This window comes from Methylobacter sp. S3L5C, assembly GCF_022788635.1.
Classification (GTDB): Bacteria; Pseudomonadota; Gammaproteobacteria; order Methylococcales; family Methylomonadaceae; genus Methylobacter_C.
Genome location: NZ_CP076024.1, coordinates 526,590 through 538,841, shown reverse-complemented (window position 1 = coordinate 538,841; position 12,252 = coordinate 526,590). Strand labels below are relative to the sequence as shown.

The following is a 12,252-nucleotide window of genomic DNA, read 5'->3' as shown; positions in this document are numbered from 1 at the left end:
GTTTTTATTATTTCTCAATAGTAAAATACGGCGGCATATTATTAATATAAGCCATATACATGGCATCCGCCATAGTCCATAACACATCCAGTTTAAATTTTAAAATCTGCACCATGCGATCCTGCTGTTCACGGGTTTTGTACCAGTCCAGTGTTATAGCGAGACCATGCTCAACATCGCGGCGTGCTTCTCCCAGACGTTTACGGAAATAGTTGTAACCTTCCACATCAACCCATGGGTAGTGTTCGGGCCAGTTATCCAAACGTTGCTGGTGGATTTTTGGCGCAAATAATTCAGTCAATGATGAACTTGCCGCCTCATGCCATTCGGCTCTACGCGCAAAATTAACATAGGCATCAACGGCAAAACGAACGCCGGGTAAAACATGCTTCAATGAGGTGATGTCTTCACGGCTTAAGCCGACAGCTATGCCCAATTGTATCCAGGCCTCAATGCCGCCGGGATCGCCGGGATGACCATCATGATCCAGAATGCGTTGAATCCATTTGGCGCGGGTTTCACGGTCAGGGCAATTCGCTAAAATGTTGGCATCTTTGATAGGGATGCTCACCTGGTAGTAGAAACGGTTGGCAACCCAGCCTTGTAATTGTTCTTGAGTGAGTTTTCCCGCGTTCATCAGGGTATGGTAAGGATGATGAATGTGATAATACTTTTCCATGCCGCGCAGGGCAGCTTCAAATTCTGTTTTTGTCCATGCGGTATTATCGGTATTGCTCATGGTGATGTCCTTTGGAGATTAATAAAAACGGAGTGCAAAAACACATTTTTGTACTCCGGTTAATGCTATAAATCGATTTCCAATCCATCGTAAGCCACTTCAATACCGGCGGCATCAAGAATTTTACGTTGCTCTGAATCATCATCCAGAATTGGGTTGGTGTTATTAATGTGTATTAGTATTTTACGGGCTTTGGCAACGGAGCTTAATACTTCTATCATGCCGCCTGCACCGGACTGTGGCAAGTGACCAATGTCGCGGGCTTTTTTATGGCTGATATTTTGCGTACACATTTCGTCATTGGTCCAGAAGGTACCATCTACCAACAGGCAATCAACATCTTGCATGGCAGTCATCACATGTGGCTCTATTTCACCCAGGCCCGGCGAATAAAATACTTTTTTGCCGGTAGAGATTTGTTCAATAATAACACCGATGTTATCGCCTTCATGTGGATCATGCCGATGTGGCGAATAAGGCGGTGCTTTGCTTTTTAAGGCTTGGGTATAAAAACGTAAATCAGCAATGGCGGGAATAGTAAAGCTGCTGCCATCAACAGGTACCGGATGATGATTGATGGTGCAATAGTGTTCCAGCATGGTAAATAAGGGAAAACCTGTGGTCAGGTCTTGTTTAACCATATCCGTGCAGTAAACATCCAATGGCTTGCCTTCCCTGAGCATTAGCATACCCGTAGTATGATCAATTTGGCTATCAATAAGCATGATAGCCTTAATACCGGTGTCACGAATGCCTTCTTTGGGCTGAATGGCGGGGAAGGCTTCGAGTTGCGCGCGAATATCGGGGGATGTATTAAATAACAGCCAGTTTTTATTGTCCGTACTCACAGCAATGGATGATTGGGTACGTGCTTTGCCGTTCATTGTGTGATGACGCAAACGGTGACAATTATGGCAGTTGCAGTTCCATTGCGGAAAGCCGCCACCTGCACCTGAACCAAGAACTCTAATTTTCATGATGAAAGCCTTAAAAGAAAGCCTTGAATGATACGGGAATAACAATTTTCAGGCAAAAAAAAGGGGCTCTAAGTGAACCCCTTCTTTAAACCAGCTTTAATGATCCCGACAATTAAGTCAGGAAAGTTCATTTAGCGATTGTAGATGTACATTGTTACTTCAAAGCCGAAACGTAGGTCTGTATAGCTTGGTGTTTCCCATTTCATCGTGAACCTCCAGAAGATTATTAGAATAGTTGCTAGCTTGATCAAGTAAGCTAATTAAAAGTATACGATGAACTATTTTTTTACGCAATGTTTGACAGTACTTAACAAGGATGTTTTTCTTTTTAGAAAAGAGTATTATCGAAATTCAAAAAAAAATAATAAGGCAACAGCCAAGAATGAATAGACCCGGATGGCTCAGAATTTTTGTTCATTTTCAAGGTAGAAAAACAGTCGCATAGCTGGCTGCGCGACTGTTTTGACAATGCAGACAATGAATAAAAAGACCAGCGACTTGGGTATGTTCTTTGTGGGAAATTGCCTAACTAAATAAAATTATGAGGAGGGGTTATGGGTGGTGTTATTGAGCTATTTTTGATTATGTTAATTATTGCCAGCGTTGCATTTGCGCCGTTAGGCTACTTTATTTACAAATATACCCAGAAAAATGGTAAGCCATTTGGGGAGCCTGATCCGGATAGTGACGCACCGTCTTTTGTTAATGAATTAGCTGAAAGTGCTATTAATTTCGTCAAGAGTCGGATTGCCAAAAAATAAATGACGTTTGTTAATAATATTTTTGGGTGATTTGGTTCATCCAAAAATATAAGTTTTTGTAAATCAGGTTGGGTTACGCTAATCTAACCTGGCTTACAGTCTTCCACAAGTGGGGCAGTTCGGATTTTGCTTTAGCTTCAGGGTGTTCCATTCCATTGATAAGCCATCCAAAATTAATAACCGACCGGTTAAAGTTTCGCCGATAGCGATAATTAACTTCATCGCTTCTAGGGCTTGGATGCTGCCAATTATTCCTGTGATAGGCGCTATAACTCCATTGGTTGAGCAGGTTTGTAATTCTTCGCCCTCACTACTATATAAACAGTTGTAACATGGACTGTTATTTTTACCTGGAGTGAATACCGATACCTGGCCTTCAAAGCGGATTGCTGCACCTGAAACCAGCGGCGTTTGATAATTAACGCAGGCCTTGTTGATTGCAAATCGTGTCGAGAAATTATCGCTACAATCAAGCACCACATCTGCTGCTTTTACTTCCCTATTGAGTTGTTCTCCAGTCAGTCTTTGCTTGACGGCTTTTACATTGACATCAGGATTTAATTTATTCAGTGTTTCACGGGTTGAAATTACTTTATCAGTCCCAATATCGACTGTGTGATGAGCAATCTGTCTTTGTAAATTGGATAACTCCACCTCGTCGTCATCATAAATAGTAATGTTGCCGATCCCTGCTGCGGCAAGGTACATGGCGGCAGGCGATCCCAAGCCGCCGGCACCAACAATTAATACCTTGGCGGCAAGGAGTTTTTGTTGTCCCTCAATATCAACTTGGGGCAGCATTATTTGACGGCTATAGCGCAATAGTTGGTTGTCATTCATGGGTCATATTAAATGTGTATGGTGGCTAGAGATTATGCCAAAGAACTTGACAGGCTGCAAAAGCTCATTATCATTAGCACTCATTGCTAGCGAGTGCTAATAGCAGTTACCCTTTTATTTTAATGTTAGGAGATATAGATGAATATACGTCCGTTACACGATAGAGTTATAGTTAAACGCCTTGAAGAAGAAACGACATCTGCTGGTGGCATTGTATTACCTGGTTCTGCTGCTGAAAAGCCAAGCCAGGGTATAGTATTAGCCGTAGGTAATGGCAAACAACTGGATAATGGTACAGTGCGCGCATTGGACGTTAAAGTTGGCGATAAAGTTTTGTTTGGCAAATACTCAGGTAACGAAGTTAAAGTTGATGGTGAAGATCTTATCGTTATGCGTGAAGAAGACATCATGGGTATCTTAGGTTAAGACCAAGCTTTTTATTAATCATAATCACACACATAGTTAGGAATAAAAATGGCAGCAAAAGACGTATTATTTGGTGATGACGCACGTGTCCGTATGGCGCGTGGTGTTAACATTTTAGCAAACGCAGTAAAAGTAACTTTAGGCCCTAAAGGTCGTAATGCGATTCTGGACAAAAGCTTCGGCGCTCCAACCATTACAAAAGACGGTGTATCTGTTGCCAAAGAAATCGAATTAAAAGACAAATTCGAAAACATGGGCGCACAAATGGTTAAAGAAGTGGCTTCGCATACTTCTGATGTGGCCGGTGATGGTACCACTACTGCAACAGTATTGGCACAATCTATCGTCAACGAAGGTTTGAAAGCGGTTGCCGCCGGTATGAACCCAATGGACTTGAAACGCGGTATTGACTTGGCGGTAACTAAAGCGGTTGAAGCCATTGTTGCAGCTGCAACACCTTGTACTGACAACAAAGCTATTGCTCAAGTTGGTACAATTTCAGCCAACTCTGATGAGTCAGTTGGTAAAATCATTGCTGAAGCAATGGAAAAAGTCGGCAAAGAAGGCGTTATCACTGTTGAAGAAGGTTCAGGCCTTGATAACCAATTAGACGTCGTTGAAGGTATGCAGTTTGACCGTGGCTATTTGTCGCCTTATTTTATCAACAAACAAGAAAATATGAGCGTCGAACTAGACGATCCATTGATTCTTATTTTTGAAAAGAAAATTTCCAATATCCGCGATATGTTACCAATTCTGGAAGCAGTTGCAAAAGCCGGTCGTCCATTATTGATCGTTGCTGAAGATGTTGAAGGCGAAGCGTTGGCGACTCTGGTTGTTAATACTATTCGTGGTATCGTTAAAGTTGCAGCAGTTAAGGCGCCTGGTTTTGGTGATCGTCGTAAAGCCATGTTGGAAGATATTGCTGTGCTGACCGGTGCGGTAGTAATTTCTGAAGAAGTTGGTTTGAGCCTGGAAAAAGCGGAATTAGCGCAACTGGGTACAGCCAAAAAAGTACAAATTACTAAAGAAAACACCACTATCATTGATGGTGCAGGTTCTGAAGAGCAAATCAAGGGCCGTGTTGCACAAATTCGTGCACAAGCTGACGATGCAACTTCTGACTACGACAAAGAAAAACTGCAAGAACGTTTGGCTAAATTAGCTGGCGGTGTTGCTGTAATCAAAGTTGGCGCTGCAACTGAAATTGAAATGAAAGAAAAGAAAGCCCGCGTAGAAGATGCTCTGCATTCAACACGCGCTGCTGTTGAAGAAGGCGTAGTTGCTGGTGGTGGTACTGCGTTAGTTCGCGCATTGTCAGCATTAGTTGGCCTGGAAGGTATTAATCACGACCAAACGGTTGGTGTTAATATCTTGCGTCGTGCGATGGAAGAGCCTTTGCGTCAAATTGTTGCCAATGCAGGCGACGAGCCTTCAGTAGTATTTAACGAAGTGCAAAAAGGTACTGGTAGCTACGGTTACAATGCAGCGACTGGCCAATACGGCGACATGATCGAAATGGGTATTCTTGATCCTGCCAAAGTAACACGTACTGCTTTGCAAAATGCAGCGTCTGTTGCCGGCTTAATGCTGACTACAGAAGTAATGATTGCTGATGCACCTAGCGATGACAAAGGTCATGGCGGAATGCCAGACATGGGCGGCATGGGCGGCATGGGTGGAATGGGCGGCATGATGTAATCGTGCTGTCTTAAAGCTTTGTGCTTTAAGCTCTGCTTCACAAAAAAGCCCCGGTTGTTTTTAACAACCGGGGCTTTTTTATTAGTATCCTTGGTGAAGATTATTCAATTGATGTGCTTTTGTGGCTCAACATGCCAGATTACGTTAATTGAGGATAGTTAATATACCCAATTAAAATGTGTGCAAACCAAATAACTAAACATGACTAATAACCTCCCCATTTTATATAGCTTCAGACGTTGCCCTTACGCAATCAGAGCCAGAATGGCCATTATTTATGCGGGTATTCCTGTAGAAATTCGGGAAGTGGAATTAAAAAACAAACCGGAACATCTTCTGGCTATATCTCCAAAAGGTACCGTGCCGGTATTACAGCTTACCAATGGAACGGTGATTGAGGAAAGTTTGGATATTATGCGCTGGGCATTAGCGCAACATGATCCGGAGCACTGGCTGGACTTTAATATTGAAGCGGACAGGTTGATCAAATGGAATGATGGGGATTTTAGACAGTACCTGGATCGTTATAAATATGCAGACCGGTATCCGGATTTCTCGCAGACTTATTACCGGCAACAGGCAGAAGTGTTTTTAACTGAACTTGAAGCCCGTTTGCTGCATTACAGGTATTTGTGCGGTGGTGATTTTTCTTTAGCCGATGCGGCTATTTTTCCGTTTATTCGTCAGTTTGCCAGCGTTGATGAACAGTGGTTTAGGGCGTCTGCTTTTAAGGCTTTAAATAACTGGCTACAAGCAATATTGGCAACTGAGTTATTTGCTTTGGTGATGGCTAAATAACAGCATTAAAAACCAAAATGAACTGCCTCTAATTAATCGAGACAGCTACATTTAGAAAAATATCGGCTTAAAGGCCCAAGCTAATGGTGAAAAAATATCTTAAAGTGCTTTACATTGCCGCTATTTTTCAAGACCAATAAAATCCCATATTTTATGAGAAATCGTTGCATTTTCGTGTTCCAGAACCGGAGGGCCATTGGGATAGTTTAATTCATAAACCCGGGTCACATCTTTGGCAAGATCCAACATTTCAAGATTGGTATAAGCTTCCTGCAAGACCAGTAAGGCATAAGGAACTGCAGGCGTACGCTCATAGTTTTCGATAACAGTAGATGCTCTATCTGCAGCAGCTACATAAGCCTTACGTTTTATATAGTAGCGTGCAACGTGGACTTCGTACATGGCCAGATTATTTCTGAGTGAAATCATTCTGGATCGTGCATCAGACACATATTTACTGCGGGGAAACAGGCGAATTAATTCTTCAAAGTTTTTTAAGGCATCACGGGCCGTTCCTGTGTCACGTTGTGATGTATCTGTTGGCAGGAATCTATCAATAAAGCCTATGCCTCGATTGTAATTAACCAGGCCTTTTAAATAATAAGCATAATCTACACCGGGGCTGCGAGGATTCATTTTAATGAAGCGATCAGCGGCAGCAATTGCCGAGTCAGGATCATTATTTTTAAAATAAGCGTAAGCGATATCCAGTTCTGTTTGAGCGGAGTCTTCACCAAAAGGGTAGCGGGATCCAAGTGCCTCGTAGAGCTTGATGGCTTTTTCATAACTGCCCGCATCTACGGCTAATTTAGCCTCCGAGCGGAATTTTTGGGCTGTCCAGTCGACGTATTCATTCTCGTCTGACGATTTGGAATCACTGGAAAAGAGTTCTTTCAGTGTTCCGCAACCTTGAAGAGATAGGGTTAAAAAAAAAATAAATGAAAATTTAATTAAAATTAATCGCATAGTACTAACGACACGTTGTAATATTAGAGGTTTTCTCGCAGCATGAACGGCGATACTTTATTGGCTAGGTATCCTGCGAGTATAACTTAACAATGGGTTATTCAGAAGAACTTGTTATGACAAGATTAACAGCAGAAGTACCTTACGAAATGGCAGGCATGCGTTTAGACCAAGCACTTGCCGAACTGTTTGCCGATTATTCGCGCAGTAAATTGCAAACTTGGGTTAAAGCAGGGCGAGTACAGGTTAACGGTTTAACACTAAAACCCAAAGACAAGCTTGAGGGCGGCGAAGCGATAATGCTGGATGCCGAGGCCGAAGTGGTGATCACTTCTGAAGCTGAACCTATTCCTTTGGATATTGTTTTTGAGGATGACAGTCTTTTAATTGTCAACAAACCGGCAGGCTTGGTGGTGCATCCCGCAGTGGGAAATTGGCATGGCACGTTGTTAAATGCCTTGCTAAACCATAATTCAACCTTGGAAACGCTGCCCCGGGCAGGTATTGTGCACAGGATTGATAAAGAAACCAGTGGCTTGCTGATGATTGCCAAGACTCTGCAAGCTCACAACAGTCTGACGCAACAGCTGCAAGACAGGGCAATTACTCGGGAATACTTGGCGATTACCCGGGGGCGTATGACGGCAGGTGGCACTGTGGACGAGCCTATCGCCAGGCACCCTACTGACCGTAAACGTTATGCGGTTAAAGAATCCGGTAAATTTGCGGTTACGCATTATCGTGTTGAGAAGCGCTTTACCCGGCATACCCTGGTTCAAGTTAAGCTGGAAACAGGGCGTACTCATCAAATACGTGTGCACATGGCGCATATTCGTTATCCGCTGTTGGGTGATCAGGTTTATGGTGGGCGTTTTCAAATGCCGGCTGATTGTAGCGAGCAACTGGAAAAAGAATTGCGCAGCTTTAAACGTCAGGCATTACATGCGGCAAAATTGGGTTTACAGCATCCGGTAACGGATGAATATTGTGAATGGACGCAGCCTTTGCCTGATGATATGACGCGTTTATTGGCAGCTTTAGCCGATAATGACCGAGATTAAACATTGGTTGGTTCCTGACTGGCCGGCACCCGCTAATATTCATGCAGCGACCACGTTGCGAACAGGGGGTGTAAGCCAGGGTATTTTCTCCAGTCTTAATCCGGCGATTCATGTTAGTGATGATAATGATCTGGTTAAAAAGAACAGGCAGATTATTACAGAAATGCTGGATTTACCCGCTGAGCCAGTATGGTTGGAGCAAATACACAGTAACCGTGCCGTTAAGGCCGTAAAAACGGCTTCATTGCAACAAGCTGATGCCAGTTATACAAATGAGTCTGGTGTGGTTTGTGCGGTGCTGACTGCGGATTGTTTGCCGTTATTGGTTTGTTCCGGCGATGGTACGCAAGTAGCAGCAATTCATGCTGGTTGGCGTGGTTTGTTGACAGGTGTGATCGGTAATACGGTCGATGCCATGCAAAGTCCTCTTAAGCCCCCTTTATCAAAGGAAGAAGCGAGGAGCCAGTTCCAAAATGCCGATCTCAGTTCCCCACTTTGTAAAAAGGGGGGCAGGGCGGATTTTTTGGTATGGTTAGGGCCGGCAATCGGGCCTGACCGTTTTGAAGTCGGCTTTGAAGTGCGAGATGCTTTTATGCAAAAATCAGCAGCATTCAACGATGCATTTAAACAGCAAAGTAACGATAAGTGGTTGGCCGATATTTACCAGTTAGCCCGGATTGAACTAGCGGCGCTGGGCGTAGTTAATGTTTATGGCGGTACACACTGTACTGTTACCGAGCATGAGCGTTTTTATTCTTATCGCAGGGAATCACAAACAGGACGCATGGCGACATTAATATGGAGAGAATGACGTAGTGAATTTATTGGTATTAATTATTATCTTTACCGCTGTCGGTGGCGTATTAAGCGTTATGGCCGCAGCTATTTTTTTACTGTTACGCGATCATCACCGGAGTGCAATATTACCGCATGGGATTAGCTTTGCCATTGGTGCATTATTAGCGGTTGCCTTTTGGGGGTTGATCCCCGAGGCTTTTGAAAAAGTTAAGCCGGAGCAGTTTCAATCATTATCGGCAACAATTTTAGCCGGTATTCTTGGTTTTTTTGTACTGGAAAAGTTGTTGATCTGGCGACATTGTCATTATGGTCGTTGCGAAGCTCATGGTGATGATACGCAGAGTGACAATCATGCGCATAGTCATGGACATGGTCACGGTGTTGCCAAGTCTGCGGGCGCGTTGATTATTGTGGGCGATAGTATTCATAACTTTGTTGATGGTGTTTTAATTGCGGCGGCATTTTTAACCGATGTGCAATTAGGCATAGTTACCAGTTTAGCGGTGGCAGCGCACGAAATTCCTCAAGAAGTGGGTGACTTTGCCATTTTATTGGACAGTGGTTATTCTCGTGGTAAAGCGCTTTTTTACAATGTACTGGCCAGCTTGACTACTGTCTTAGGCGGCGTGTTGGCTTACTTTAGTCTGGAAGATTTACATGATAGTCTGCCATATTTCCTGGCATTGGCAGCTTCAAGCTTTATTTATATTGCTGTTGCTGATTTGATACCCTCGTTGCATACCAAAACTGACATGAAGACTTCATTGCAACAAATTGCCTTGATTGCTGCCGGTGTGTTTTTGATCTGTTCATTACACAATATCGCTCATAATGTCGAATTGGCATAGAGACGCGATAAGTTGCGTCTCTATGCCGTTAAGCTTAAGTCGTTACAGTAGGCTCTGTTCTGCCGGTCCGTTTTTTAATTTCACAAAACTGTTCGGCGAGCAGAATTAACTCGCCTAATGCCTCTTGCGCATCTTGATTATGTCTGGTGGCATCCGCTTCAAATCGTTCGATATAAATTCTTAAAGTAGCACCCACTGTTCCTGTTCCGGATAAGCGAAAAACAATCCGCGAGCCGTTTTCAAAGCCGATGCGTATACCTTGTTTATTACTGATGCTACCGTCTATCGGATCTTCATAGCTGAATTCATCGGCATAGTTAACGATGTATTCGCCAAAAAATTGGCCAGGTAATGTTGCTAATTGACTGCGTAAATGTTCAAGAATACCATTAGCAATCGGGCTCTCGACAGCTTCATAGTCGTGGCGGCAATAAATGTCTCTGCCGAATTTTTGCCAGTGATCATGGACAATATTTGTAACAGACTGGCGTTTAACAGCAATTAAATTTAGCCAGAAAAGCACCGCCCATAAACCATCTTTTTCACGCACATGGTTTGAGCCGGTACCAAAGCTTTCTTCGCCACATAGGGTTATTTTTCCGGCATCCAGTAAATTGCCGAAAAATTTCCAGCCAGTAGGCGTTTCGTAACAGGGTATGTTGTAACTCGCTGCGACGCGGTCAACTGCCTGACTGGTCGGCATGGACCTTGCGACTCCGCTTAAGCCTTTGCAATAAGCTGGAATTAAATGCGCATTGGCCGCCATAATAGCCAGACTGTCACTGGGGGTGACGAAAATATTGCTGCCGGTGATCATGTTACGGTCACCATCGCCATCAGACGCTGCGCCAAAGGTAGGGGCGTCAGCGCTGAACATGCGCTCGGCAAGTTCGCGTGCGTGCGCCAAATTGGGATCAGGGTGGTGGCCGCCAAAATCTTCCAACGGTTCGGCATTAATCACCGATTCTGGCGAAGCTCCCAGTATGTCTACCAGTATTCTTTTTGCATAAGGTCCGGTTATGGCGCTCATGGCATCAAATAGCAATGTAATATAGCCAGAGCTAATGCTTTGTTTAAGCAAGTTAAAATCGAAAATTGATTGCATGAGTTCGGCATAATCAGTAACCGGATCAATAATGGTGACTTTAAGCTCATCAATTTGTTGAGAGCCTATGCTATCAAGATCCACATCTTGGATGTTAGTTGTTTTATAACTGTCGATGGTTTGGCTGCGCTGATAGAATGCGTTAGTGTCTTTTTCAGGGGCAGGTCCGCCATTACCAACATTATATTTGATGCCAAAATCTTCATCCGGGCCGCCGGGATTATGGCTGGCAGAAAGAATAAGTCCTCCAAAGGCATTGTATTTTCTGATAAGATGCGACGCTGCCGGTGTAGACAGTAATCCACCCTGGCCAATAATCAATTCACCAAAACCATTGGCAGCTGCAATTTTAATAATGATTTGAATGGCCACTCTGTTAAAATAGCGGCCATCACCACCTAATACCAGGGTTTTTCCGCTAAAGTCTTCTAAAGAGTCGAAAATTGATTGAACAAAGTTTTCCAGATACCCTGGTTGCTGAAATACTTTAACTTTTTTTCGAAGTCCTGATGTGCCTGGATTCTGATCGTTGTAAGGTTGTGTTGCGATAGTTTCTATTTGCATGTTGGCTCCTTAGTGCGATAATTAATGTGGTTTATAAAGTACACCAAAATCCTTTTTTAATGTAAATTTTAATATGTTGCGAACTTATTTATTGCTGTGTTGTAGTTTAGTTTCTTTTACTGCTTATGCAGATCCCAATGTGTGGCTTTTAGTCGATACTACCACACGAAAAATTGAGGTAAAAAAAGGTCAGCAAACACTTGAAATATTGAGTGAGATTGCTATAGGTCGCGGCGGTGCTGGATTAAAGGGTCGTCGGGGCGATAACGTGACGCCTTTTGGAAATTATAGAATAGGCTGGGTTGGTGAAAAAAGTAGCTTTCGACGGTTTTTTGGGTTAAATTACCCTTCCGCAGAAGACGCGGAAAAAGCCTTAGGAAAGGGTGTTATTGATCGATTAACTTATGAACGAATCATTACTGCCCATCAATTTCATCAAATACCACCACAAAACACGCCGTTAGGTGGACAAATTGGTATTCATGGTCTTGGGCGTGCGGATGCAAGAATTCATAAAGCGTTTGATTGGACTCATGGTTGTATTGCCTTGACTAACACTCAGATTGATCATTTAAGTCAATTGATCGACACCGGAACAGTGGTTAAGATAAAATAAAGCTGGAAAATATAGCTAACAGTGCTAGAATCCCGCCAGCTATAATGTTTTT

14 protein-coding genes are annotated in these 12,252 nt (G+C 43.3%); 8 read left to right on the top strand and 6 right to left on the bottom strand.

What is annotated here, in order from left to right; translation table 11 throughout:
- Positions 1 to 7 precede the first annotated feature (7 nt).
- The 3 genes from pqqC to pqqA form a co-directional block, all read right to left on the bottom strand.
- Positions 8 to 739: a pyrroloquinoline-quinone synthase PqqC gene (gene pqqC / locus KKZ03_RS02605; protein WP_243219862.1), complete on the bottom strand. Its 732-nt coding sequence runs from the start codon at positions 737 to 739 to the stop codon at positions 8 to 10.
- Positions 740 to 804: 65 nt separating this feature from the next.
- Positions 805 to 1,716: a pyrroloquinoline quinone biosynthesis protein PqqB gene (pqqB, locus tag KKZ03_RS02600; RefSeq protein WP_243219860.1), complete on the bottom strand. Its 912-nt coding sequence runs from the start codon at positions 1,714 to 1,716 to the stop codon at positions 805 to 807.
- 131 nt (positions 1,717 to 1,847) lie between these two features.
- Entirely contained in the window at positions 1,848 to 1,922 is a 75-nt protein-coding gene (pqqA, locus tag KKZ03_RS02595; protein ID WP_006892363.1) for a pyrroloquinoline quinone precursor peptide PqqA, read from the bottom strand.
- A gap of 348 nt (positions 1,923 to 2,270) precedes the next feature.
- On the opposite strand from pqqA, the gene KKZ03_RS02590 reads away from it, so the two are divergent.
- Positions 2,271 to 2,477: a hypothetical protein gene (locus KKZ03_RS02590; protein ID WP_243219859.1), complete on the top strand. Its 207-nt coding sequence runs from the start codon at positions 2,271 to 2,273 to the stop codon at positions 2,475 to 2,477.
- A 93-nt stretch (positions 2,478 to 2,570) separates the two neighbouring features.
- Here the strand turns inward: KKZ03_RS02590 and KKZ03_RS02585 are convergent, their stop codons facing one another.
- On the bottom strand, positions 2,571 to 3,317 hold the full coding sequence (locus tag KKZ03_RS02585; RefSeq protein WP_243219857.1) for a molybdopterin-synthase adenylyltransferase MoeB: 747 nt from the start codon (positions 3,315 to 3,317) through the stop codon (positions 2,571 to 2,573).
- A gap of 138 nt (positions 3,318 to 3,455) precedes the next feature.
- Here KKZ03_RS02585 and KKZ03_RS02580 point away from each other — a divergent pair, with 138 nt between their 5' ends.
- The 3 genes from KKZ03_RS02580 (at position 3,456) to KKZ03_RS02570 (ending at position 6,242) form a co-directional block, all read left to right on the top strand.
- The gene (locus KKZ03_RS02580; RefSeq protein WP_243219856.1) at positions 3,456 to 3,743 is read left to right on the top strand and encodes a co-chaperone GroES; all 288 of its coding nucleotides are present in this window, start codon (positions 3,456 to 3,458) and stop codon (positions 3,741 to 3,743) included.
- Positions 3,744 to 3,791: 48 nt separating this feature from the next.
- A complete protein-coding gene (groL, locus tag KKZ03_RS02575; protein WP_243219855.1) occupies positions 3,792 to 5,444 on the top strand; it encodes a chaperonin GroEL in 1,653 nt (550 codons plus the stop codon).
- Positions 5,445 to 5,645: 201 nt separating this feature from the next.
- Entirely contained in the window at positions 5,646 to 6,242 is a 597-nt protein-coding gene (locus tag KKZ03_RS02570; RefSeq protein ID WP_243219853.1) for a glutathione S-transferase, read from the top strand.
- A gap of 120 nt (positions 6,243 to 6,362) precedes the next feature.
- Here KKZ03_RS02570 and KKZ03_RS02565 read toward each other — a convergent pair whose 3' ends face one another.
- Entirely contained in the window at positions 6,363 to 7,208 is an 846-nt protein-coding gene (locus KKZ03_RS02565) for an outer membrane protein assembly factor BamD (RefSeq protein ID WP_243219852.1), read from the bottom strand.
- A 116-nt stretch (positions 7,209 to 7,324) separates the two neighbouring features.
- Between KKZ03_RS02565 and rluD the strand changes: the two genes are divergently transcribed.
- Genes rluD through KKZ03_RS02550 form a run of 3 tightly spaced genes read left to right on the top strand, consistent with a single transcriptional unit; the run spans position 7,325 to position 9,915 of the window.
- Positions 7,325 to 8,269 carry a 23S rRNA pseudouridine(1911/1915/1917) synthase RluD gene (gene rluD, locus KKZ03_RS02560; protein ID WP_243219849.1) on the top strand — a complete coding sequence of 315 codons (945 nt, stop codon included), beginning with the start codon at positions 7,325 to 7,327 and terminating at the stop codon, positions 8,267 to 8,269.
- Positions 8,256 to 9,080 carry a polyphenol oxidase family protein gene (locus KKZ03_RS02555; protein WP_243219847.1) on the top strand — a complete coding sequence of 275 codons (825 nt, stop codon included), beginning with the start codon at positions 8,256 to 8,258 and terminating at the stop codon, positions 9,078 to 9,080. The genes rluD and KKZ03_RS02555 overlap by 14 nt, the downstream gene beginning before the upstream one ends.
- 4 nt (positions 9,081 to 9,084) lie before the next feature.
- Positions 9,085 to 9,915, top strand: coding sequence for a ZIP family metal transporter (locus KKZ03_RS02550; protein ID WP_243219845.1), 831 nt, complete (start codon positions 9,085 to 9,087; stop codon positions 9,913 to 9,915).
- 34 nt (positions 9,916 to 9,949) lie between these two features.
- On the opposite strand, the gene KKZ03_RS02545 is transcribed toward KKZ03_RS02550, so the two are convergent.
- Complete coding sequence (locus KKZ03_RS02545) at positions 9,950 to 11,584, bottom strand: alpha-D-glucose phosphate-specific phosphoglucomutase (RefSeq protein WP_243219843.1); 1,635 nt, start codon at positions 11,582 to 11,584, stop codon at positions 9,950 to 9,952.
- 73 nt (positions 11,585 to 11,657) lie between these two features.
- Here KKZ03_RS02545 and KKZ03_RS02540 point away from each other — a divergent pair, with 73 nt between their 5' ends.
- Complete coding sequence (locus KKZ03_RS02540) at positions 11,658 to 12,200, top strand: murein L,D-transpeptidase family protein (RefSeq protein ID WP_243219842.1); 543 nt, start codon at positions 11,658 to 11,660, stop codon at positions 12,198 to 12,200.
- Positions 12,201 to 12,252 lie beyond the last annotated feature (52 nt).